This window comes from Nocardia sp. GP40 (assembly GCF_050434125.1).
In the GTDB taxonomy this organism is placed as follows: domain Bacteria; phylum Actinomycetota; class Actinomycetes; order Mycobacteriales; family Mycobacteriaceae; genus Nocardia; species Nocardia albiluteola.
The window spans coordinates 85479-108102 of record NZ_JBNPVW010000018.1 but is presented as its reverse complement, the minus strand read 5'-3'; the positions used below and the strand labels follow the sequence as shown (position 1 = coordinate 108102).

Annotated in this window: 28 protein-coding genes; 15 read left to right on the top strand and 13 right to left on the bottom strand. The window is 67.5% G+C overall.

What is annotated here, in order from left to right; translation table 11 throughout:
• The first annotated feature begins 87 nt into the window (after positions 1-87).
• The gene (locus ABH933_RS38985) at positions 88-747 is read left to right on the top strand and encodes a hypothetical protein (RefSeq protein WP_429419397.1); all 660 of its coding nucleotides are present in this window, start codon (positions 88-90) and stop codon (positions 745-747) included.
• Positions 748-751: 4 nt separating this feature from the next.
• On the opposite strand, the gene ABH933_RS38980 is transcribed toward ABH933_RS38985, so the two are convergent.
• From ABH933_RS38980 to ABH933_RS38955, 6 genes are all read right to left on the bottom strand, one after another.
• The gene (locus ABH933_RS38980) at positions 752-1594 is read right to left on the bottom strand and encodes an SGNH/GDSL hydrolase family protein (RefSeq protein WP_429419399.1); all 843 of its coding nucleotides are present in this window, start codon (positions 1592-1594) and stop codon (positions 752-754) included.
• Positions 1595-1692: 98 nt separating this feature from the next.
• Positions 1693-2202: a GtrA family protein gene (locus ABH933_RS38975; protein WP_429419401.1), complete on the bottom strand. Its 510-nt coding sequence runs from the start codon at positions 2200-2202 to the stop codon at positions 1693-1695.
• Positions 2203-2290: 88 nt separating this feature from the next.
• The gene (locus tag ABH933_RS38970; RefSeq protein ID WP_429419403.1) at positions 2291-4681 is read right to left on the bottom strand and encodes an ATP-binding cassette domain-containing protein; all 2391 of its coding nucleotides are present in this window, start codon (positions 4679-4681) and stop codon (positions 2291-2293) included.
• Positions 4682-4781: 100 nt separating this feature from the next.
• A complete protein-coding gene (locus ABH933_RS38965) occupies positions 4782-5240 on the bottom strand; it encodes a nitroreductase/quinone reductase family protein (protein WP_429419405.1) in 459 nt (152 codons plus the stop codon).
• Positions 5241-5244: 4 nt separating this feature from the next.
• Positions 5245-5655 carry a VOC family protein gene (locus tag ABH933_RS38960; RefSeq protein WP_429419407.1) on the bottom strand — a complete coding sequence of 137 codons (411 nt, stop codon included), beginning with the start codon at positions 5653-5655 and terminating at the stop codon, positions 5245-5247.
• 5 nt (positions 5656-5660) lie between these two features.
• Complete coding sequence (locus tag ABH933_RS38955; protein ID WP_429419409.1) at positions 5661-6110, bottom strand: helix-turn-helix transcriptional regulator; 450 nt, start codon at positions 6108-6110, stop codon at positions 5661-5663.
• A gap of 128 nt (positions 6111-6238) precedes the next feature.
• Here ABH933_RS38955 and gloA2 point away from each other — a divergent pair, with 128 nt between their 5' ends.
• Together gloA2 and ABH933_RS38945 are read left to right on the top strand one after the other, a co-directional pair.
• Positions 6239-6625: an SMU1112c/YaeR family gloxylase I-like metalloprotein gene (gene gloA2 / locus ABH933_RS38950; protein WP_215917005.1), complete on the top strand. Its 387-nt coding sequence runs from the start codon at positions 6239-6241 to the stop codon at positions 6623-6625.
• Positions 6626-6662: 37 nt separating this feature from the next.
• Complete coding sequence (locus ABH933_RS38945; protein WP_429419411.1) at positions 6663-7154, top strand: peptidylprolyl isomerase; 492 nt, start codon at positions 6663-6665, stop codon at positions 7152-7154.
• An 86-nt stretch (positions 7155-7240) separates the two neighbouring features.
• Here ABH933_RS38945 and ABH933_RS38940 read toward each other — a convergent pair whose 3' ends face one another.
• Together ABH933_RS38940 and ABH933_RS38935 are read right to left on the bottom strand one after the other, a co-directional pair.
• Positions 7241-7735: a phosphoribosyltransferase gene (locus ABH933_RS38940; RefSeq protein ID WP_215917007.1), complete on the bottom strand. Its 495-nt coding sequence runs from the start codon at positions 7733-7735 to the stop codon at positions 7241-7243.
• A gap of 398 nt (positions 7736-8133) precedes the next feature.
• Positions 8134-8859 (bottom strand): SDR family oxidoreductase, encoded by a 726-nt coding sequence (locus ABH933_RS38935; protein ID WP_429419414.1) that lies wholly within the window; start codon positions 8857-8859, stop codon positions 8134-8136.
• Positions 8860-9010: 151 nt separating this feature from the next.
• Between ABH933_RS38935 and ABH933_RS38930 the strand changes: the two genes are divergently transcribed.
• The gene (locus ABH933_RS38930; protein ID WP_429419415.1) at positions 9011-9919 is read left to right on the top strand and encodes a helix-turn-helix transcriptional regulator; all 909 of its coding nucleotides are present in this window, start codon (positions 9011-9013) and stop codon (positions 9917-9919) included.
• Here ABH933_RS38930 and ABH933_RS38925 read toward each other — a convergent pair.
• Both ABH933_RS38925 and ABH933_RS38920 read right to left on the bottom strand, forming a co-directional pair.
• Positions 9857-10567: a metal-dependent hydrolase gene (locus ABH933_RS38925; RefSeq protein WP_429419416.1), complete on the bottom strand. Its 711-nt coding sequence runs from the start codon at positions 10565-10567 to the stop codon at positions 9857-9859. The two genes, ABH933_RS38930 and ABH933_RS38925, sit on opposite strands and share 63 nt — an antisense overlap.
• A gap of 185 nt (positions 10568-10752) precedes the next feature.
• On the bottom strand, positions 10753-10941 hold the full coding sequence (locus tag ABH933_RS38920) for a hypothetical protein (protein ID WP_429419418.1): 189 nt from the start codon (positions 10939-10941) through the stop codon (positions 10753-10755).
• Positions 10942-11161: 220 nt separating this feature from the next.
• Between ABH933_RS38920 and ABH933_RS38915 the strand changes: the two genes are divergently transcribed.
• From ABH933_RS38915 to ABH933_RS38875, 9 genes are all read left to right on the top strand, one after another.
• On the top strand, positions 11162-11920 hold the full coding sequence (locus ABH933_RS38915) for an SDR family oxidoreductase (protein WP_429419420.1): 759 nt from the start codon (positions 11162-11164) through the stop codon (positions 11918-11920).
• On the top strand, positions 11892-12731 hold the full coding sequence (locus ABH933_RS38910; protein ID WP_429419422.1) for an SDR family NAD(P)-dependent oxidoreductase: 840 nt from the start codon (positions 11892-11894) through the stop codon (positions 12729-12731). The genes ABH933_RS38915 and ABH933_RS38910 overlap by 29 nt, the downstream gene beginning before the upstream one ends.
• Positions 12732-12791: 60 nt before the next feature.
• On the top strand, positions 12792-13499 hold the full coding sequence (locus tag ABH933_RS38905) for a hypothetical protein (RefSeq protein WP_429419424.1): 708 nt from the start codon (positions 12792-12794) through the stop codon (positions 13497-13499).
• Positions 13496-14218: a DUF899 domain-containing protein gene (locus ABH933_RS38900; protein WP_429419426.1), complete on the top strand. Its 723-nt coding sequence runs from the start codon at positions 13496-13498 to the stop codon at positions 14216-14218. The genes ABH933_RS38905 and ABH933_RS38900 overlap by 4 nt, the downstream gene beginning before the upstream one ends.
• Positions 14219-14294: 76 nt before the next feature.
• On the top strand, positions 14295-15257 hold the full coding sequence (locus ABH933_RS38895) for a sigma-70 family RNA polymerase sigma factor (RefSeq protein ID WP_429419428.1): 963 nt from the start codon (positions 14295-14297) through the stop codon (positions 15255-15257).
• A 12-nt stretch (positions 15258-15269) separates the two neighbouring features.
• Positions 15270-15500, top strand: a complete 231-nt coding sequence (locus ABH933_RS38890) for a hypothetical protein (protein WP_429419430.1) — start codon at positions 15270-15272, stop codon at positions 15498-15500.
• A 314-nt stretch (positions 15501-15814) separates the two neighbouring features.
• Positions 15815-16702 carry an NmrA family NAD(P)-binding protein gene (locus tag ABH933_RS38885; protein WP_429419432.1) on the top strand — a complete coding sequence of 296 codons (888 nt, stop codon included), beginning with the start codon at positions 15815-15817 and terminating at the stop codon, positions 16700-16702.
• A 58-nt stretch (positions 16703-16760) separates the two neighbouring features.
• Positions 16761-17255, top strand: a complete 495-nt coding sequence (locus ABH933_RS38880; RefSeq protein WP_429419433.1) for a hypothetical protein — start codon at positions 16761-16763, stop codon at positions 17253-17255.
• A 229-nt stretch (positions 17256-17484) separates the two neighbouring features.
• Positions 17485-18225: an SCO6745 family protein gene (locus ABH933_RS38875; RefSeq protein ID WP_215917019.1), complete on the top strand. Its 741-nt coding sequence runs from the start codon at positions 17485-17487 to the stop codon at positions 18223-18225.
• A gap of 12 nt (positions 18226-18237) precedes the next feature.
• On the opposite strand, the gene ABH933_RS38870 is transcribed toward ABH933_RS38875, so the two are convergent.
• Positions 18238-18435, bottom strand: coding sequence for a hypothetical protein (locus ABH933_RS38870; RefSeq protein ID WP_429419435.1), 198 nt, complete (start codon positions 18433-18435; stop codon positions 18238-18240).
• Between the two features lie 100 nt (positions 18436-18535).
• Between ABH933_RS38870 and ABH933_RS38865 the strand changes: the two genes are divergently transcribed.
• Together ABH933_RS38865 and ABH933_RS38860 are read left to right on the top strand one after the other, a co-directional pair.
• The gene (locus ABH933_RS38865; protein ID WP_429419437.1) at positions 18536-19339 is read left to right on the top strand and encodes an alpha/beta fold hydrolase; all 804 of its coding nucleotides are present in this window, start codon (positions 18536-18538) and stop codon (positions 19337-19339) included.
• 292 nt (positions 19340-19631) lie between these two features.
• Entirely contained in the window at positions 19632-20516 is an 885-nt protein-coding gene (locus tag ABH933_RS38860) for a hypothetical protein (RefSeq protein ID WP_429419438.1), read from the top strand.
• A gap of 141 nt (positions 20517-20657) precedes the next feature.
• Here the strand turns inward: ABH933_RS38860 and ABH933_RS38855 are convergent, their stop codons facing one another.
• A complete protein-coding gene (locus tag ABH933_RS38855) occupies positions 20658-21638 on the bottom strand; it encodes an LLM class F420-dependent oxidoreductase (protein WP_215917023.1) in 981 nt (326 codons plus the stop codon).
• 113 nt (positions 21639-21751) lie between these two features.
• Positions 21752-22609: an MHYT domain-containing protein gene (locus ABH933_RS38850; protein ID WP_429419440.1), complete on the bottom strand. Its 858-nt coding sequence runs from the start codon at positions 22607-22609 to the stop codon at positions 21752-21754.
• Between the last annotated feature and the right edge of the window lie 15 nt (positions 22610-22624).

The following is a 22624-nucleotide window of genomic DNA, read 5'->3' as shown; positions in this document are numbered from 1 at the left end:
ACACTCGTCGATAGATGCCGAACGGGCGGTTCGTCGGGGGCCGCCGGTATCGGCCCACAGTTCGGCCAAAGCTCGTGAGGGACAACGATGTCCGGCGGCGACTACGATTTCGATCGGTACTCTCAGGCCGTGCTGGGCCTGGATCGTCTTGCGCGGCAGCGCATATGGCCGTACGGGTGCTGGTTGTGGCGCCGTCTGGATCCTGCCCAGCGGCGCGGACTCAGCCGCCGCGAACTCCTGCTTCTGCTCGGCATGGGCATGTGCGCGCAGTCGATACTGTCGCTGCTGTGGCTGTGCGAGGTGATCGAGTCGGGTTCGGAGGTCGACGATCTCACGCGCGCCACGCTGGTATCGGTCACCGAGGCGGACGCCAATTCCGTGCTGTTCGCCCGCCTGATCGTCGCGACGGGCCTGCGGCCGTACCGGATTCCGGTGTGGGTCCGGCTGGCGGCGCGTCTGGCGAGCTGGCTGCCCGCCGGGCGGGCGCACCGCCGGATGCGGCCGTTGCTGGAGGAGTACACGGCATTACGGGCGCGGGAAGCGGGCCGGCCGCCGACGTCGGCGCTGCGGCTACTGACCGGGGTCCGGCACCTGGCGGCCACCCGCGAGGATCTGGTCGAATCCGCAAAATTGCCTGGGCCGCTGGTGAATTCGTTGCGGCGCTGGGCGTTGTCGGCAGCGACGGCCGCCGCGCAGGCGATGGTGACTCACCCCGCCGTTTATCGCACCGCGGGGCTGGGGGAGTAGCGTGCTAGGCCTCGACCACGGATTCGCCCGGTGGCGGCGTCGTCGCGAGCCGGGCCAGGACGAGTTCGGCGACCGCGGCCATTCCCGCCGCGGTGGGGTGACAGGGGAAGGCCGGATGCGGGCGGCCCGGCAGCGGCACGTAGGCGTCGACCGTCCAGGCCGACGGGCTCCCGGCGGGATGGTCGAGGCTGGGCGTGCGCGCGTCGATTAGGTCCGCGCCCGCCCGGGCGGCGGCCGAGGCGGTGTGCGCGGCAAGGGCTTCGGAGAAATGCCGGAAGTTGCGGTCGACGGGGGTGTCGGCGGGGGAGCCGGGCCCGACGATCGACGGGTAGTTCACCACCAGCACCTTGGCCCTGGGCGCGCGATCGGCGATCGCCTCCAGCACCTCGATCAGTCGCTGTTCGATCGTGTGCAGCCGGTGGTTGACTCCGGTCTCGTCGCCGAGGCGGGCGATGGGCGGCAGCAACCGCGCCGGCAGGGGTAATCGGCGCGCGAGCCGGTATTGGATGAGGCCGACATCGTTGCCGCCGACGGTGAGCGTCACCAGATCCGTGCCCGCGCCGACCGCGTGCACCTGCGGTGGCTGGCCGTACTGGGCCTGGCGCAGGATGTGATCGCATGTCGCCCCGCTGCTGGTGACATCGGTCAGGCGCAGTCCCAGCCGCGCCGCGACCAGGTGGGGATAGTTGTTGTGCGAGCGGCCCGCCAGGCGCGGCGCCGACCGCACCCGGGGCGCGATACCGGGCCCCGATGCGAACGAACTACCGAGTGCCACATACGTTTTGCCCTGCCACCGAGCCGATGCCGACTCGCCCGCGGACTGGTTGTGCTCGAGTATCCCGCTCACCTCCACGTCACACCTGCAAACCCGCACCCCCTTCGCAAGGCATCTTGACCTAGTGTCGGGAGAGTTTCAAGCGGGGCGAGCTTTGCCGGAATCGGGGTCTAGAGCTTCTCCAGCTCGACCTGGCTCAGATCCTCGGGGAACACGAAGCGCCGCAGGGCCCAGTATCGGAATGCCATCGCCAGCAGGACGCCCAGGATCTGACCGGTGAGGAAGTTCGACAGGGCCTGCGTCGTCGGGCTGACGTTCGGGACATGGATACCGAAGACGTACAGCGCGACCGCCTGCGGGATCAGCGTGACGGCCACGGCCAGCGCGCTGACCCCGAAGAACAGCGCCGCCTCGTGAGCGCGCTGCCGCCCGCCGCGGGTGCTGAACGACCACTCGCGATTGAGGACGTAGGAGGCGATCGTGGCGATGAGTACACCGAGGAGGCGCGCGGTGAGCGGTTTGTCCTGTAGCACCGTCAATTTCAGCGAATAGACGACGCCGGTGTCGATGAACCAGGTGATGGCGCCGACCACCGCGAACTTCATCAGTTCCTGATAGCGATGAAGGGGGGCGAGGTATCGGTCCGGGACCCGATCGAGAGCGGCATGCAGCAGCGACACGCTGCAACCTTAGCGGGCAAGTCGGCATCGGGCGCGTGGCGCACGCCACACCGCGTGTTCCCCGTGCCCGGCCCCGGACTACGTCGGCTCAGGCGCCGACGTAGGCCGCCAGGTGCTCTCCGGTAAGGGTGGAGCGGGCGGCGACGAGATCGGCTGGGGTGCCCTCGAAGACGATGGTGCCGCCGTCGTGGCCCGCGCCGGGACCCAGGTCGATGATCCAGTCGGCGTGCGCCATGACCGCCTGATGATGCTCGATGACGATCACCGACTTGCCCGCGTCGACGAGCCGGTCCAGCAGCCCGAGCAACTGCTCGACATCCGCGAGGTGCAGTCCGGTGGTCGGCTCGTCCAGCACGTAGATGCCACCCTTGTCGGACATGTGGGTGGCCAGCTTGAGCCGCTGCCGCTCGCCGCCGGACAGCGTGGTCAGGGGCTGGCCCAGGCTCAGATAGCCGAGGCCGACATCGGCCAGATGTCCCAGGATCTTGTGCGCGGCAGGAATTTTCGCCTCGCCGGATCCGAAGAACTCCAGTGCCTCGGCCACCGGCATCGCGAGCACCTCGCTGATATCGCGGCCGCCGAGGTGATACTCCAGCACCGAGGCCTGAAACCGCTTGCCGTCGCACTCCTCGCAGGTGGTGGCGACGCCCGCCATCATGGCCAGGTCGGTGTAGATGACACCGGCGCCGTTGCAGCCGGGGCAGGCACCCTCGGAATTCGCGCTGAACAGGGCCGGTTTGACGCCGTTTGCCTTGGCGAACGCCTTGCGGATCGGCTCGAGCAGGCCGGTGTAGGTGGCGGGGTTGCTGCGCCGTGAGCCCTTGATCGCGCCCTGGTCGACGGACACCACGCCCTCGTCGGCCGAGATCGAGCCGTGCACCAGTGAACTCTTGCCCGAGCCCGCGACGCCGGTGACGGCGACCAGCACCCCGAGGGGGATGTCGACGTCCACATTGCGCAGGTTGTTGGCGGTCGCGCCGCGGATCTGCAGGGCGCCGGTGGGTTTGCGCTCGGACTTCTTCAGTGTGGCGCGGTCGTCGAAGTGACGTCCGGTGATGGTGCCGCTGGTCCGCAGCCCGTCCAGGGTGCCCTCGAAACAGACTGTGCCGCCGCCGGATCCCGCGCCCGGCCCCAGATCGACCACGTGATCGGCGATCGCGATCGTCTCCGGCTTGTGCTCGACCACGAGCACGGTATTTCCCTTGTCGCGCAACCGGAGCAGCAGTTCGTTCATGCGCTGGATGTCGTGCGGATGCAGGCCGGCGGTCGGCTCGTCGAAGACGTAGGTGACATCGGTGAGCGCGGATCCGAGATGGCGAATCATCTTGACGCGCTGCGCCTCACCGCCGGACAGCGTGCCCGATTGCCGGTTCAGCGACAGGTATCCCAGGCCGATCTCCACGAATCCGTCCAGCGCGTGCCGCAGCGAGCCGAGCAGCGGCGCCACCGAGGGCTCGGTCAGGCCGCGGACCCATTCGGCCAGATCGCTGATCTGCATCGCACAGGCGTCGGCGATGCTGATGCCCTTGATCTTGCTGGAGCGGGCCAGCTCGCTCAGTCGGGTGCCCTCGCACTCGGGACAGGTCTGGAAGGTGACCGCGCGCTCGACGAAGGCGCGGATGTGCGGCTGCATGGAGTCGACATCCTTGGACAGCATCGACTTCTGGATCTTCGGGATCAGGCCCTCGTAGGTCAGGTTGATGCCCTCGACCTTGATCTTGGTCGGCTCCTTGTAGAGCAGATCGTTCAGCTCACGCTTGGTGTACTTCTTGATGGGCTTGTCCGGATCGAAGAAGCCGCTGCCCATGAAGATTCGGCCGAACCAGCCGTCCATGCTGTAGCCGGGGATGGTGAAGGGGCCCTCGCGCAGGGATTTGGTGTCGTCGTACAGCTGGGACAGGTCGATGTCGTTGACCGAGCCGCGGCCCTCGCAGCGCGGGCACATGCCGCCGATGATGGAGAAGTTGCGGCGCTCCCGGACGGCCTTGCCGCCCTTCTCGATCGTCACCGCGCCCGCTCCGCTGATCGAGGCGACGTTGAAGGAGAACGCCTTCGGCGAGCCGATGTACGGCTTGCCGAGGCGGCTGAACAGGATCCGCAGCATCGCGTTGGCGTCGGTCGCGGTGCCGACCGTCGAGCGTGGATCGCCGCCCATGCGCTGCTGATCGACGATGATCGCGGTGGTGAGCCCCTCGAGCACATCGACGTCGGGACGGGCGAGCGTTGGCATGAAGCCCTGGACGAAGGCGCTGTAGGTCTCGTTGATGAGGCGCTGGGATTCGGCGGCGATCGTGTCGAAGACCAGCGAGCTCTTGCCCGAACCGGAGACACCGGTGAACACCGTCAGGCGGCGCTTGGGCAGCTCGATGTCGATGTCCTTCAGGTTGTTCTCGCGCGCGCCCTGCACGCGGATCAGCTCGTGGCTGTCCGCACCCAGCGGTGCAGCCGCCCGCGTGTCCTTGCGCGTGGCCTTGGTCATCGTCTCTCCATAGTGGTGCGGACCGCGGGCGCGGTCTGTGGGGGTTCCTGCGAAATTGGGCGCGGCGGCCCGCGATCGGGGTGATCGCGGGCGCCCGCGATCAGCGGCGGGTGAGCCGGACCACCGGGTACTGCCGCTCGGACTTCTTCTGGTACTTCCCGTACCGCGGCTGGTCGGCGGTGATGCGCTTCCAGGCCTCGGCGCGCGCCTCCCCGTCGAGCGTGTGCGGGGTGACCGGCACGGGATCGCCGCCGTGCAGTTCGACGGAGGTGCCTTCGGGATGGGCCACCATGTTGGCGTACCAGTCCGGGTTGCGCTTGCCGCCGCCCGAGGCGACGATCAGCCAGGAGTCGTCGCCATCGGCGAACCAGGCCAGCGGCGACTGCCGCGGCATGCCGCTGCTCTTGCCCACGGTGTGCAGGATCAGCAGATCCATGCCCATGAACTGGCGGCCCGTGCGGCGGAAGCGTCGGATCGCGCGAGCGTTCATCTTCAGCTGCATCCACCGGGACAGTGGGCTCGGCCCGCCGCTGCGGGTCTTGTCGGTGCTCTGTGCCATGACTTCAGTTCACCTGCTGGATCCGGACCATGTTGCCGGAGGGGTCGCGGAATGCGCAGTCGCGCACGCCGTACGGCTGATCGGTGGGCTCCTGGACGACCTCGGCGTCGGTGGCCTGCAGCTTCTCGAAGGCGCCGTCGACGTCCTTGGATGCCAGCACGATGCTGGCGTAGGTGCCCTTGGCCATCATCTCCGAGACGGTGCGGCGCTCATCGTCGGTCAGGCCCTGGGTGGCCTCGGGTGGGTACAGCACGATGGCGGTATCCGGCTGGTCGGGCGGGCCGACTGTCAGCCAGTGCATTCCGTTGTAGCCGACATCCTTTCGGAGTTCGAAGCCGAGCGCGTCGCGGTAGAAGGCGATCGCGGCGTCTCGATCGGTGTGCGGCAGGAAGCTCGAGAAAATGTTGATGTCCATGAGGTTCACGCTAGTTGCGGCTCGGTTACCGGCGCTTCTCGATTCCTGACCGGTCTGGTGACCTCCCGGGCGACGCAGGACGGCATTCCCTCGGTCGCGTCGGCATGTTCGCGCCGGTAGACGCTGGGCGGCACGCCGACCAGTTCGGTGAAGCGCGTACTGAAGGTGCCCAGTGAGGAGCAGCCGACCGTGAAGCAGACTTCGGTAACGCTGAGATCGCCCCGGCGCAGCAGCGCCATCGCGCGCTCGATGCGCCTGGTCATGAGGTAGGCGTAGGGCGATTCCCCGTATGCGGCACGGAATTGGCGGGACAGATGCCCCGCGGACATGTGCGCGTCGCGGGCCAGGGCCTCGACATCCAGCGGCTGCGCATACTCCCGGTCGATCCGATCGCGGACGCGGCGCAGGCGCGCGAGATCGCGAAGGTACTGCTCCGTGGCGGGTCTGCTGGCCATAGGGCAAATCGTACGTCGTGGGGATGACACGTCAGCGCGAACGGACGGCGGAGAGTCTCGGTGTGAAAAATACCTTCATGGAAATATGCGCATCTACGAATTTGAGCGCGACAGTATAGCGTCGGGGCATGGAACTGCAGCGAATCCACCACGTGGCGATCATCGCCTCGGACTACGCGGCGTCGAAGGCCTTCTATACGCAGGTGCTGGGACTGCGCGTGGTGGCGGAGAACTATCGGGCCGAGCGCGAGTCGTACAAGCTGGATTTGGCGCTGCCGGACGGTGCTCAGCTCGAGCTGTTCTCGTTTCCGGATCCGCCGGCACGGCCGTCGCGGCCGGAGGCGTGCGGGCTGCGGCATCTGGCGTTCGCGGTGCCGGATATCCAGGACGCGATTCGCGAGTTGCGCGGGCGGGGAGTGGCGACCGAGGAGATCCGGGTGGACGAGTACACGGGGAAACGTTTCGCGTTTTTCGCCGACCCCGACGGGCTGCCGATCGAGCTGTATCAGGTGTGAACGCAGCGCGGTGTGGCCGCTGCCATACGATAGCCCGATGACCACAGTGCTGTTGAATACCTCAGCAGGGGATATCACCCTGGAACTCGACGAGACCAAGGCGCCCAAGACGGTCGCGAACTTTGTGGACTACGTCAAGGCGGGCCATTTTTCCGGCACCATCTTCCATCGGGTGATTCCCGGGTTCATGGTGCAGGGCGGCGGGCTGACCGCCGACATGCAGCAGAAGCCCACCCCGAACAAGGTGGAGAACGAGGCCGGCAACGGCCTCAAGAACGATAAGTACACCGTCGCGATGGCCCGCACCTCGGATCCGCATTCGGCCAGCGCGCAGTTCTTCATCAACACCTCCAACAACGGATTCCTGAACTACCCCGGCCAGGACGGCTTCGGGTACGCGGTATTCGGCAAGGTCACCGCCGGTACCGATGTGGTGGACAAGATCGAGGGTGTGCGCACGGGTTCCAAGTCCGGGCATCAGGACGTGCCGGTGGAACCGATCACCATCGTTTCCGCCGAACTGGTCTGAGCCACAGTCCATCCGCGGCGGATGCCGCGCCGTCGCCGCTCATGGCAGCATGACGACGGCGCGGCACCGGCCGCGATGAGGTGCGGCTAAGCGTCGACCACGCGCGGCTCGCGCGTGACGACCGGCGGGAGCACGGACCACGGGAAGTTGATCCACCGGTCGGTGTGCCGCCAGACGTATTCGCAGTCCACCTCGGAGCGCGGCTTCTGATAGATCACCGCGCAGCGGACCTCGGCGACCTTGTCGGCGCAGAAGTCCCGCACGAGTTTGAGGGTGGCCCCGGTATCGGCGACGTCGTCGGCCACCAGCACCCGGGCTCCGGCCAGATCCACCGCGGACGGCACCGGCGGCAGCATGACCGGCAGATCCAGGCGCTGATCCACGCCGGTGTAGAACTCCACGTTCATCACGTGCAGATTCTTCACATCCAGCGCGTAGCCGAGGGCTCCGGCGACGAACAGCCCGCCACGGGCGATCGAGAGAATCAGGTCGGGCTCGAAGTCGTCGTCGGCCACCTGCTCGGCCAGGTCCCGGCTCGCCGAGCCGAACAATTCCCAGCTGAGTTCTTCGCGATCGCTCATCAACACTCCATCTGCGCGGCGGCCCGAGGCGTTCCTGCAGGTAGAGTATCGAACTCGGATCCGGTCCTCGACGAGTACCGCCCGATAGTCGGCGGCGGGGCGGGTCCGAAGATCACCGCGGCGTTGCCGAACCGGTGGTGAATCCCGGATCCGATCGTCGCGCTCATCCCCTGGAATAGTGAATGCGATCGTCGAACAGTTCGGCATTTCGAATCCGCTCGATCATTCTTCTGAACAGCAGGATGATCGCATCCGAGAGAGATCGGAATTGCTCGTCCCTATGATTCGGCGATGAATCGGGACGACGCCGCCGGTATGGCCCGGAGAATGCGCTTTCGGCCGATCGGTGGATGCGATTCACGCTCGCTACCCCTCCCCGGCCACAACCGGCGATCGGGCTAGACGAGCCGATGTCCGCCCTCGACGTGCAGGACCGTGCCGGTCATGAAGCCGTTGTCGATGACGGCCCGGAAGGCGGCGGCGATGTCCTCGGGGCGGCCGATCCGCTCGACCGGCAGGCGCGCGGCCATGGCGGCCAGCCGCTCGTCCTTGCTGTCGCCGGCGAAGGCGTTCCAGATCGGGGTGTCGACCCAGCCAGGGGATACCGCGTTGACCCGGACCGGCGCCAGTTCCAGTGCCAGCGCTCGCACCAGCCCCTCGAGGGCGGCGTTGGCGGTGGCGACGACGGTGCTGCCGACGGCGGCCGGACGGTAGGCGGCGATGCCGGAGGTCACGGTGAGCGATCCGGTCAGCAGCGGCGCCGCGTACTTGGCCACCAGCCACGGTCCGAGCACCTTGGCGTCGATGATCGACCGGGCGTCGGCGAGGGGGAGTTCCGCGAGCGGTCCGTAGCCGGCGGCCATGTCCGCGGCGGTGACGACGATGTGCTCGATCGGCCCGGACAGCGTGTCGCCGAACAGGGTTCGCACCGATTCCTCGTCGGTGATGTCGGCCCGGACGGTGTGGAGGCGGTCGGAGGCGAGATCGGCGGCGGCGGCGTCGAGCCGGTCGCGGGACCGGCCGGCGATGGTGACCTCGTGGCCGTCGCGCAGGAGGTCACGGGCCAGGGCCAGGCCCATCCCGGAGCTGCCGCCGATGATGAGGGTGTGCGAGATATCGGTCATGGGAACCACTGTGGCCGCCGATGCGGGTCGCGGGGAGACCGTGCCGGGCCTGGTCCCGGCAGGGCCACCCCGTCGGCGTGGGGAACAAGGAGACTGGCGGGAGTGTTGCCACGTGTCGCACAGCGGAGGAGTCGAGTGATGAGGTGCTGTCGTGAGTGATCGTCGCGTTCTGGGGGATTTTCTGCGTGCACGCCGGGCGCGGTTGAACCCCGAGCACCTCGGGTTGCCACGAGGCGCCGGGCGGCGGCAGACTCCGGGGCTGCGCCGCGAGGAGGTGGCTACGCTGGCGGGCCTGAGTGTGGACTACTACATCCGGCTCGAACAGGGGCGAGACACCAATCCCAGCCTGGCGGTGCTGGATGCGCTGGCGTCGGCGCTGCGGCTCGACGAGGACGAGCGCGCGCACCTGTACGACCTGGCGCGCGCGGTGATGTCTCGCCGCCCGGCCCCGGCGAGTGTGCGGCAGGAGCCGCGGCCGGGGCTGCTGCTTCTACTGGAATCGGTGCGGCCCACGCCCGCGTTGATCCTGGACCAGCCCAGCAACGTGCTGGCCGCGAATACGGAGGCGTTGCGCCTGTTCGACGGCATGGCGGATTATCCTGCGCCGGAACGGAATCTGGTGCGTTACGTGTTCACCCACCCGGCGGCGCGCTCGACGTGGGTGGATTGGGAGGGGGTCACCCGGGACTGCGTGGCGCACCTGCGGACTGTGCAGGGCCGCGAACCCGATTCCCCCGCCCTGGCCGCGGTGGTGTCGCAATTGTGCCGGGAGAGCCCGGAATTCGCGGACCTGTGGGCCCACTACGATGTGAAGACCAAACGCGGTGCGATGCGCAAGCTGCACCATCCTGCGGTCGGCCGCTTCACGCTCACCTCGGAAATCCTCACCGCCCCGGACGGCCAGCGCTTCGTCGCGTTCCAGGCCGCCCTGGGCACCCCGGACCATGATGCGCTAACGCTGTTGGGGATGGTGGGCGGCGGTGTGCCGCAGCGCCCGTCACGGGTGGTGGACGAGGGTGTACCAGAGCAGGGCGAGGGTGCCGAGCACGAAAAGCGGTGACAGCACCCAGGTTTCGACCCTGTTGCCGGTGCGTTCGATGACCGGCACGCAGGTGCGCAGCTGGAACGGCCAGAACAGGCGGCACCCGCGGTCGGTGAGACAGTCCCCGGCCAGGTGGGCCAGGGCGCCCAGGCCCACCGAGAACGGTAGCCAGGTGGGCTTGTCGGAGATCCACTGGTCCATCGCGAAGGTCCCCGCGGCGGCGAGGATGACGACGGTGCCGTAGGCGGATATTCCGTGTCCGGGCGGGCACAGATTGAGCGCGCGCACGGCGAGCGCGAGCAGGAAGAAGACCAGGCCGAGGGTGAACCAGCGGTGCAGCCAGTGCTCACCGGCCCAGGTGCCGATCGTGACGAGCGCGACGAACGCGAACGAGTGGGTGGCGTGCCGGTGCCCGCCCGATACCTGTGAGATCACCTTGCACGCGGCGTGCGAGACCGGGCCCAGCACATGGGCGATCGTGCCGTTGGGGTGGTCGGCGTCGGGCAGCAGCGCCGCGCCCGCGGTCAGGAAGGTGCCCATCACGAGGTCGACGGTGCTGATGTGACCCGCGGTGACGACCGGGAAGGTAAGTATCGAAAGGGGTAGCGCCGCAGCGGCTCCCGCCCAGGCGAGCGCGCCGCTGGTCGCGTGTGAATGTCCTAGCACCGCGTCGACACTAGCCGATACCGGACATACCGTTCGAACACTCGAGCGCCGAGTCGCCCCGGAGTGTGAGCAACGTTGCGCCGCGGGCGGATCGGCATGGACGCGGTGATAGCGAACGGGAATTACGCAGGGCTGCTGCCGAAGCGGTGTGTGCACGGGTGGCGCTGCCGATGCCGTGTCCGAGTTCAGGTGTGGCGGTGGGAGTTCGGGCCTATGACGAGCAGCTGCCGCGCCGGAACCAGGAAGATCAGCCCGGCGGGCACGCCGATCAGCGGTGCCGACGCGGCAAGGCCGAGGTAGGTCCGGCCGCGGTGAACGAGCCGGTGCAGGCGGTGCGCGTCAGCGCGGGTCGGGCGCCCGGCATGCCAGGGCATCACCGATTCGCGTCCAGCCGAGGGCTCCGTGCGGTGTCTCGGACATTGAGACGCGCCACAGCCGGGCTCGAGGCGTACCCGAATCGGGACCGATGACTTTCGCGGTGGGCTCGCCTCTGTATGTGTAGGAGGTGATCGGCATGACCGCAACGGTCGTGATTCAGTACCAAGCACGCAGCCATTACCAGAGGCGTGAGCGGCTTCTCGCGGGAGAGCCGAAATGAGCCCGGCGGACCGACCAGGCACCACCGCAGTGGTCACCGGTGCCAGCCGGGGCTTCGGAGCTGGGATCGCCGCTGCGCTGATCGGGCAGGGGCGCAGGGTCGTCGGTGTGGCACGTACCGCCGACGACCTGGCGGATGTGCAGCGGGAGCTGGGTTCGGAATTTGTCCCGATAGTCGCTGACGCGACCGTTGCGGGGACCACCGCGTCGCTGATCGAGGAATACCAGCCGACGCTGCTGGTGCTCAACGCGGGCGCGAGTCCCGGTATCGGCCCGGTGCACGAACAAACGTGGGAATCGTTCAGCCGCAACTGGCAGGTCGACACGCAGCACGTTTTCCACTGGATCGGCGCTGCTCTGCGGCACCCCCTGCCACCGGGAAGCCTGGTGGTGGCGATCTCCAGCGGTGCCGCCGTGGGCGGCTCACCGCTCAGCGGCGGATACTCCGGCGCGAAGGCGATGATCCGATTTCTCGCCGGGTACGCCGCCGAGGAATCCCGTCGCGCCGGACTCGGCATCGGCTTTGCCACCGTGCTGCCACAACTGACCCCCGCCACCGCGCTCGGTGCTGCCGGGGTAGCCGCGTACGCAGACCGTCAGGGAGTCGACACCGCCACCTTCGCGGCGGCTTTCGAACCGCTGCTCACCCCTGATCTGGTCGGATCCGAGATCGCGCGTCTCTGTCAGGACACGGACACCCCGGACGAACACCGCGTATATCAGCTCAATGGCCACGGTCTTCACGCGCTGGCGTGAACAACAGAAAGAGAAGGTCATGTTGCTTGAAAGCAAGAACGTCGTTGTCTACGGCGCAGCAGGTGCGATTGGTAGTGCGGTGGCCCGCGCATTCGCGCACGAAGGCGCCAAGGTATTTCTGACCGGCCGCAATCTGGACACAGTGGAGACTGTCGCGAAGGAGATCACGGCGGCGGGCGGTGCGGCCGAAAGCGCCGTGGTCGATGCCGGCGACGAGAAAGCGGTGACCGACCATCTAGCTGCGGTCGTCGCCGACGCGGGCAGCATCGACGTGTCGTTCAACGCGATCGGAATCTCACCGCGAGGATTGCAGGGAATCCCGTTCACCGAATTGCCGGTCGAGAATTTCATGCGCCCGATCACGACCTACACCCAGGCTCATTTCGTCACCGCGAAATCTGCTGCACGACACATGATCGCCCAGCGGTCGGGGGTGATCATGATGAACACACCCGAACCGGCCCGCCTGCCGATGCCTCTGGTGGGCGGCATGAGCGTGGGCTGGGCGGCCATGGAAGGTCTCAACCGGGCGCTGTCGGCCGAATGGGCACAGCACGGCGTCCGCACGATCTGCCTGCGCACCACCGGCATGGCGGAGACACCGACCATCCACACCGTGTTCGGGCTACACGCGGATGCGATCGGTATGGCGAAGGATCAATTGCTCGAGATGGAGGGTGCGATGACCCACCGCAAGCGGTTGACCGCACTGGATGAACTCGCGCAAGCGGCAGTGTTGCTCGCCTCCGACCAGGCATCGGCGATGACCGGCACTGTCGCCAACTTGACCGGCGGACTCATCGTCGACTGACCACGGTGCCCCGACCATCGTGCCGGTGGCCGGGGCACCGTCAATTCAAGGAGCAAAACAATGAACGATCTACTTGCGACCGCGGTCGCCGCGCACGGCGGTCTGGACCGGTGGAACCGGATCAAGACGATCCGAGTCGACGCCGCTATCAGCGGGGCCTTCTGGCAGATGAAGGAAAAGGCCGACGCGATGAGCAACGTCCGCTTCGAGGTGGACACCACACGGCAACAGCTGACCATGGACTACCTCACTCAGGACCGACGCTCGGTGTTCCAACCCGACCGCGTCGTCCTGCAACGACCCGACGGCACAGTCGTCGACACGCGCGAGGACCCGGAACGCTCGTTCGACGGCCACGAGTTCCAAAGCCCGTGGGACGACCTGCATCTCGCATACTTCACCGGAGAAGCACTATGGACGTACCTGAATGGGCCGTTTCTGTTGACCTGGCCTGGGTTCGTTTGCGAAGAGATCGCGCCCGTCGAGGTCGATGGTGAAGCGTGGCGGCGTTTGAGTGTGGCCTTCCCCGATCACGTCAAGAGCCACACCCGCAAGCAGGTGTTCTGCTTCGGCCCGGACGGGCTGCTGCGCCGCCACGACTTCACCATCGACATCGTCGACCCGACCACCGAATCACATCTTTATGCCGCCGACTACCGCGATATCGACGGCATCATCATCCCGGCCACCCGCCGGGCCTACGCCCCGATGGGCGACGACCAGATCGTCTTCGTCGCCATCGACATGGCCGACATCACCATCCGATGAACAACACCCACCGAGCCCCGGTCGTCACGCAGGCGGAATGGGAGGCCGCGCGTTTGCGGCTGCTGGCGAAGGAGAAAGAGCTGACTCGCGCTCGCGACGCCCTGGCCGCGGACCGCAGGCGGATGCCGTGGTTGAAGATCGACCAGGAATATGTCTTCGACGGGCCCAGTGGAACCGTGCGCTTGCCCGACCTGTTCGAGGGCCGCCGCCAGCTGCTGCTCTACCGAGCCTTCTTCGAGCCAGGGGTGGACGGCTGGCCCGACCACGCGTGCGTCGGCTGCTCCCTGATGGCCGACCAGATCGCCCATCAAGCGCATCTCCACGCCCGCGACACCACACTCGCCTTCGCCTCCCGTGCATCGCAACCCGACATCGAGCGGGTGAAAGCGCGCACGGGCTGGTCCATGCCCTGGTACACGATCACCGACGGTTTCGACGCCGACTTCGGGGTGGCCGACTGGTACGGCACGAACGCCTTCATCCGCGACGGCGACACTGTCTACCGCACCTATTTCATCAACGACCGTGAGCACGAGCCGATGGGCGCAACGTTGAGTTCCCTCGACTTCACCGCACTAGGACGTCAAGAGGACTGGGAGGACTTACCCGAAGGCTACCCCCGGGTGCCGCGATTCTCGTGGCTGAAGCGACATGACGAATACGGCCCGACCGAGCCCGCAGGCCGGCCCAGCACTGTCGACCCGATGCCCGCCCCATAACGACCACACGCCACATTGGCCTCGATTGTCGGCTTCCGGCGACCCGACACGACACCCACAACAAGATCGGCGGATCATGCACACTGTGACCGAGACCAAGACCGGTAACGAGGACTTCGGACGGTTGAGCGAACCGTTCCGACGCGAGCTGCTCGCCTACTGCTACCGCATGCTCGGCTCGGTCGATGACGCCGAGGAAGTGGTTCAAGACGTCTATCTCGACGCCTGGCGTGCATACGACCGGTTCGAGGGCCGGTCGTCGTTGCGGACCTGGCTGTACCGCATCGCGACCAGGGCGTGCTTCAAAGCACTGGAGAAAAGCAGACGCAGGCCGCTGCCCGCTGATCTCCATGGCGCCGAGACAAACCTGGACACCAGCCGGGTCGAGGGATCCCCGGAAATACCTTGGCTGCAACCGATACCCGACTTCCTGTTCACCACCGCACCGGCCGACCCGGCGACGGTCGTGGTGGAACGACAGACAATGCGGCTCGCACTGGTGGGAGCGCTCCAACAACTGCCACCCCGACAGCGAGCGGTGCTGATTCTCCGCGACGTGCTGCAATGGCGGACCGCCGAGGTCGCGCAACTTCTGGACATGACGACGGCAGCCGTCAACAGCGCAATCCAACGCGCCCGAACCCTGGCCCCGATCAGCCCAGAAGACCTGACCGAACCCGCCGAGCCACAGCAGCGGGCCCTGCTCGACCGCTACGTCAGCGCCTTCGAAACCGCGGATGTCGACCAACTCATCGCGGTATTGACCGAGGACGCCAGATGGGAAATGCCGCCGATCGCGACCTGGTTCGCAGGCCGCGACACCGTACTCGCCTTCCTCGCCAAACAGATGCGAATGATCGGACCGACCCGGCTGGTCGCCACCTCCGCCAACGGACAGCCTGCCTTCGCGGTCTACGCGCGCGGCCGAGACGGTGAATATCACCCTCACGCGCTGCACGTCCTGACGCTGACGAGCGAGGGCGTCGGCCGGATCGTCGCGTACCACGGCGCAGGGTTGTTTCCGCTGTTCGGACTCTGACACAGCAACGCGATGTCCGAACGGGAAAGGACGGCCGCAGGCAGTGCGGCACTTGACAGGCAGTTGCGGCTGTTTTGCTATCTCATGCTCGGCTCGGCCGACGCCACCGACCGCATGATGCGACGGATCTACCGTCACGCACTCGATCATCAAGACGACCAACAGGATCAACGATCAGAACGTCTCCGACTGTTCAGCATCGCCGCCGACCTTTGCGGGGTCCGCAATTGTTCATCGCACTGACAAGAGCGCTACACACATGGCGTTACCAGCGCCGCTGCTTCCGCGGTTCGGTCTCGACGCAGAGTTGCCGGATTGCGGGACAGCCGAAATTCCGTGCGCTCACGGCGATGAGTTGCGGGCTCAGTTCGCCTCTACCTATGTAGGAGGTGGTCGCGGCACCTTCCGAGTGGGAGACGGCGTGCTGCTCGTCGACGCCGACGGAAACTCCAACATCGGCGGCGAAGATTACGCCATCGCGTTCGTCGATGAGATCGAGAAGCCAACCCGACCATGACCAGACCAAGCTCCGAAATGATCAACCAAAGGCGTGACACATGGAATCCACGACAGATCGGCCGACGTTTCTGGTAACCGGCGCGGCTGGGTCGACCGGACGACGGGCCACGCAACTGCTGCTCGAGCGCGGGCACGCGGTGCGGGCGTTCGTGCGAGTCGACGATGACCGCGCACGGGCACTCGCGGACGCGGGAGCAGAGGTCGTCGTGGGCGACATGTTCCGGCTCGACGACCTCAGCCGGGCGTTGGAAGGCGTGTGCTCGGCATATTTCGTGTACCCGATCGCCCCGGGCCTGTTGGAGGCCACCGCGGTCTTCGCGCAGGCCGGCGCGGACACCGGGGTCCGGGCAGTGGTGAACATGTCGCAAATCTCGGCGCGCCGAGGAGCCGCGAGCAATGCCGCCCAACAGCACTGGATCGGCGAACGGTTGTTGGATCGAGCACCGTTCGCCGTAACCCATTTACGCCCAACGTTCTTCGCCGACAATTTCCTCTTCTCCAGCCGTTCCATCGCGCAGGAAGGCGTATTCCGCTACCCGTTCGGCGACGGCCGGCACGCGCCCATCGTTGCCGAAGACCAGGCTCACGTCATCGCCGCCGTCATGGCGGACCCTGAGCCCCACGCTGGTAAGACCTACCCGCTGCACGGTCCGGTCGAAATGAACCATGACGAAATCGCCGAATCGTTCTCCAAAGTCCTGGGCAGAACCATCGCCTACGAGCCCATCGATATCGACCGATTCGCCCAGTTCCTCACTGGGGCAGGATATTCTGCGCACCTCGTCCAGCATCTGAGCAGTGTCGCGATCGACTACCGGAACGGAATATTTTCGGGTACCAACGATGTCGTCCGCAGCGTGGGCAAGACAATTCCGACAACCATCGAGAAGTTTATCGTTGCCCACCGCGCGGTCTTCACTCCGTGAGCCTTGCCGAGTGGATCACCACTGCTACACATCTCATCCGTCAGGTAAGGAGCAAATCATGGTGTTTGTACGCGTACACATCCTCGAGGGCTACCTCGGCGCCGAGCAGAAGAAGGAGTTGGGCGACAAGCTCATCGCCGCAATCGCCGATGCCGAGAACCACGTGAACTCCGAACGCCACCAACAAACCTCATGGGTGCAGTACATCGAACTGAACCGCGAGAACTGGTACGCGCCGATCACGATCGGAGATCCGACCGCCTTCTGGCAGATCGACGTGATCGTGCCGCAGGAGAAGCTGCCCACCCCGAGGGTGGCCCGCCTCGTGATCGAGAAGGTCACGGCGGCCGTCCGATCCCTCACCGGCGACTGCGATTTGCCTGCGTATGGGCCGTGGGTGCACGTCCACCCCGTACCGCAGGGCCATTGGGGCTGCGATGGCGCCGTCCCCGATTTCGAGGCGGCACGTGCCTTCTTCGCGTCCGAAATCACCGAGGAAGCGGCCCGCACGCTCGTGCTGGGCCGCAAGATGGACCGGCTGGACGGTGTGTGACTCCACCCGCAAGCCAGGTCGGACAAGGAGACACGATCTCCTCCAGCCGCAGGCACACTGGGACGGTCAACTGTATTGCTGCGGTGTGGGTTTGATCCTGGTGACTGCTCGCGCGGCGGCGAGTTCGGCTTTGAGCCGGTCTCGCTCGGCGGTCATCTCATGCTCTGGCATTACTTGAAAATAGTGAGATAGGGTTCGGGCGAGTACTCGACGAGGGAAAGGCCCGGACGTGTCGCTAGCCGCCGCAGTCAAACTGCCGATTCAGAAGATCGGCGCCGGTTTCATGTTCTCCCGGGAGGCCAAGGCGTTCGGCGCCACCACCGGCGTCCCGGGCTTCCTCGGTCCCTACACCCGCGGTCGCGGCGGCGTGCTGGGCGAGGTGGATGCGGATGTGGTGACCTCGGCCTTCGGGTTCTTCCCCGCCGAAACGATCCGCGCCGCGTGGGAATCGGTGCAGATGCCCGCGGAGAAGGCGGCCGCGGGCTACCTGGGTGTGTGCCAGGATTTCGGTCGGCGCAAGCTCGGCGAGTTCGCGGGGGCGGGCCGGATCGCCGAGCTGCTGGCCCCGGTCGCCGCGGCGGCTGATCCGGCCGGTGTCGCGCTGTTCGCGGGCTGGCGGGCGCTGCCGCTGGCCGCCGACGATCCGGCGCGGGCACTGCAGCTGATTCAGGTGCTGCGCGAACTGCGGGGCGGCCTGCATCTGCTGGCCACGCGGGCGAGCGGGCTGACCCCGCGCGAATCGGTCCTGACCGGCGGCTCGTGGCGGCACGACGGCACCCATCAGGCGCAGGAATTCGGCTGGCCCGAGCCGTACGAGGAGACCACCCCCGAGCTGCGGCGGCGTTGGGAGGCCGCGGAGGCGCTGACCGACGAGCTGATCGCCCCGGCGTTCGCGGTGCTGGACGAGCAGCAGGGCAGGGAGCTCACCGAGCTGCTGACCGCCGCGGACGCGGTCGTCTGGCCGCGCTGACCGGGCGCGCGCTCAGTCCTCGCTGCTGGTCCGGCCAGCGAGATAGTCCAGCAGGGCGGGGGTGGCGGGGCAGGTGATCCGGTCCGCCTCCGCCCCGCCGGTGCACTCGTACAGGCCCACGGTGATGCTCCCGGCGCGCCGACCCGCGACACGCCAGATGCCGCCGGAATCGGCCCAGCGCCGCAACACATCCACCGAATCGTCTGGCACGAAATCCGTCCTTCTCGCCGTGTCGGTACCGATGATTGTGGTGTCCGAGGCCCGTCCTACCTATGACATCGCCTCCCACCCCATCATCGAGGAAGACATCATGAGTACAGCCACCGTCGTGTCCAAGGACGGCACCACGATCGCCTACGAGCGTATCGGCAGCGGACCCGCGGTGGTCCTGGTCGACGGCGCGATGGCCAATCGCGAACTGGGCCCGTGCCGCGCCGTGGCGCAGGAACTTTCGTCCGACCACACCGTCTACTTCTACGATCGCCGCGGGCGTGGTGAGAGCGGCGACACCGCACCCTACGCGCCCGAGCGGGAGATCGAGGATCTGGAGGCGATCGTGGCCGAAGCCGGTGAGCCGGTGACGATCTGCGCGTTCTCCTCCGGTGTGCCGCTCAGCCTGGCCGCGGTGAAGGCGGGCCTGGCCGTGAAAAGGCTTGCGCTGTACGAATTCCCGATGGTCGTCGACGATTCGCGGCCGCCGGCGCCGCCGGAGTACCAGCGCACGATCAACGAGATGATCGATGCCGGCAAGCCCGGCGACGCGGTGAAGTACTTCATGCGCCGCGGCGTGCGGCTGCCTGCCGCGCTGGTCGCGCTGTTCCCGATCATGCCGGACTGGTCGAAGTTGAAGCAGGTCGGCCACACCCTGGCCTACGATATGCACTTCATGGGCGATGCGCTGGACGGCAATCCGATCCCGGCCGGGCGCTACGACTGGGTGGGCGTGCCGACCGCCGTCTACGCGGGCAGCAAGAGCCCGGCCTGGATGCGCAACGCCAATGCCGCACTCGCGGAGTCGATCCCGGGCGCAAGTCTGACGGTGCTGCCGGGGCAGACGCACATGGTCAAGGCGAAGCTCTTCGTGCCGACGCTGCGCGAATTCCTCACCGCCTGAGCGCATTGCGAGTCGCCCGGCCCCTGTGCGGGCCGGGCGTTCGCGTATCTGCTTCGGAGGCAGGCTAACTCGGCCGACACCGACGCGCCCCTGGCCAGCCCGGTGCTGAGGATCGGCTGACGAATCGGCCGCCACGCTGTCCTAGGGTGTGATCCGGCGATTGAATCGTGGTGACAGTGTCGAACGATGGGAGGTGCCGGTGCGGCGGGACTGCAGAGTTGGTGCGACCGGGAGTCGATGGCGTGCTGCGGTATTCGAACTCACCCGGGCCGCCCTCGCGACGTCGCGCGCGGTGACGCGCGGCCCGCGTACTGCGGCGGTGGTGATGCTGGCCACGGCGCTGCTGTTCGCGGCGGGCTGCGGGACGCATTCCGCCGTGGCGACAACCCAGTCATCCGCCCCCGCGACGGCCGCCCGCCCTGCATCGGAGGTCGGGCACTGGCTGATCACCGCGACGGCGATACAGCGACTCAGGGGCGCGGGCATGAGCGCCGCGGACGAGGCGGCGGCATTCGATAACCCCGGCACGTATCTGACCGGCGATACCGGCGAGGCGGTCACAGGGCTCGCGCACGCGGTGCGGGCGCAGACGTTCACCAGTGTGGCGGCCCTGCGCCAAGCCCTCGATGCCGGTCGCGTCGGCCCGCAGGTCCGGACGATCGTCTACGACAACGAGGACTGGTCCCTGACACCGCCCGCCGAGCAACGCGATCCGGCCGCCGCCGAGGCCCAGGCCGCGGACCTCGCACACGCCCACCACCTGCTGCTGATCGCGACTCCGGCGACCACCCTCACGCGCGCGCTCGCGCCCGGGCAGCGCGGGTACCCGGCCTATCTGTCGCTCGGCATCGCCGCCGCGGCGGCCAAGGTCGCCGACGTCATCGACATCCAGTCCCAGGGCGCGGAGGCCGACACCGCCACCTTCACCGACTTCGTCCGCCAGGCCACCGCCCAGGCTCGGCAGGCGAATCCGCACGTCACGGTGCTGGCCGGGCTGAGCACCAACCCGAGCGGAAGCCAGGTGACCGCCGACCAGCTGAAGGCCGCGATCACCGCGACGCACACCCTCGTCGACGGCTACTGGCTCAACATCCCCGCCGCGGGCACAGCCTGCCCGCGGTGCGGACAGGCCCGGCCCCAGGTCGCCATCGACCTGCTGCGAAGCCTGGGCAGCTGACGGCCCGAACGCCGAGAACGGTGCCGATGGACCAGGAACCGCGCGGTCCGCGGGCCCGGCCTCACCCCGGCGCGCGGTCGGGGCCGTTGTGCGCGTGGGGGATTCGCGTCCGCTCAGCGCCGGACACGGATGACCTCGCGCTCAGCGCAGGGCCGGGATGACCTCGCGCTCGAAGAGTTCGATCCCCGAGGTGTCGTACGCCGCCTCGGGGAAGTTCAGGATCGCGTAGCCCAGCCCCAGGTCGCGCATGCGGGCGATGCGCTCGATCAGCTGCTCGGGGGTGCCGCCGACCACAGTCTGCGAGACCCGGGCCGTGGCCTCCTCCGCGCCGAGGACCGGGGCGACCCTATCCGCGACGGCGGCCAGCCGGTCGGCGACCTCGGCCTCGGTCGCACCAACCACCACCGTGAAGTTGCCGCTGCGCACGATCGCGTCGAAATCGGTTCCCACGCTTACGCAGTGCTCGCGCAGCAGCTCGGACTTGCGGGCGAACTCCTCGGGCACGGGGCTGAAGTTGGTGTACTGGGCGTACCGCGCGGCGATCCGCAGCGTGACCTTCTCCCCGCCGCCCGCGATCCAGAGCGGAATTCCGCCGTCCTGCAACGGAAGCGGGCGCACGATCGCGTCGTTCACCTGATAGTGCTTGCCCTCCAGCGTGGCCCGGCCGGTGGTCCAGGCCTGCCGGAAGATCTGCACGCCCTCGTCCAGGCGGCCCAGACGCTCACCGGCGGAAGGGAATCCGTATCCGTAGGCGCGCCACTCGTGTTCGTACCAGCCGCCGCCGATGCCCATCTCGACGCGGCCGCCGGAGATCAGGTCCACCGTGGCCGCGACCTTCGCCAGATACGCCGGATTGCGATAGCTCATCGCGGTGCACATCTGGCCCAGCCGGATGCGGTCGGTGCTGGCGGCGAACGCCGACATCAGCGTCCAGGCCTCATGGGTGGCCTCGTCGGTGGGGACCGGCACGGTGTGGAAGTGGTCGAACACCCACAGCGACTCCCAGTCCGGATTCGCGTCGGCGCGCCGGGCCAGCTCCCGCATCACCGCCCACTGCTCGGCCGGATCGATGCCGACCAGATCCAGGCGCCAACCCTGGGGAATGAAGATGCCGAAGCGCACCGGGACAACTCCTTCGCGTAGACGAGTGGCCCGCGGCGGATCGCGCCGCGGCACCCGGTCCACTCTTGCGGATCGCTACCGGGGCAGCAACTCCACGCGCTGACGCATGCCGCTCAGTCGTCGCTGGGCATCGCCCGCGGCCAGGCCCGCCCGCTGCTGGGCAGCGCCGAGGGATCGGTGGTCAGCACCCGGGACCTGCCCGGTATCGGATCGGGCACCGTCGCCGTGGCCTCGGCGGTGCCGCGCTCGTCGAGCTCGGCGACGCCGACCAGGACGATCAGCATCATCGTCACCAGGGTGACGGACATGATCAGCGGGGTGAGCAACTGCACCGGGTCCACACCGCCGGAGGACATGGTCATGTCCGAACCGGAGTGCTTGGCCACCGACATCGAGGCCATGCCGGTGTAGTGCATGCCGGTCACCGCGATACCCATGATCAGGGCGGCGCCGACGGTGGCGGGAAATCCCTTGACGTGCAGCATGAACCAGAAGGCCGCGGTCGCGGCGACGACCGCGATGAGCACCGACAGCGCCACGATCCCCGCGCCGTAGTGCATGTCGGCATCGGACCTCATCGCGAACATGCCCATGTAGTGCATCGCCGCGACGCCGAGGCCCGTAATGAGCCCGCCGATCGGCAGCGCGAGGATCTCGCGCCGCCACCGCACCACGATCGAGAGCCCGGCCCACACCACCACGATCGCGACCACGGCGCTGGCGAGGGTGAGCGGCACGTCGTAGCGAATGTTGGCGCCGTGGATGGAGAAACCGATCATGGCGGTGAAATGCATGACCCAGATACCGGCGCCGCCGAGGGCGATCGCGGCGGCCGCGAGCCAGCCGCCCGGCCATTTCGCGGTCCGGGCGTGGAATGCGCACCGCAGTCCGAGCACGGAGCCGATGACGGACATGATGTAGGCCAGAACGGGTGTCACCCAGCCGTAGCTGAAGTGATCGATTTCTAACACGTGATACTCCGTTGT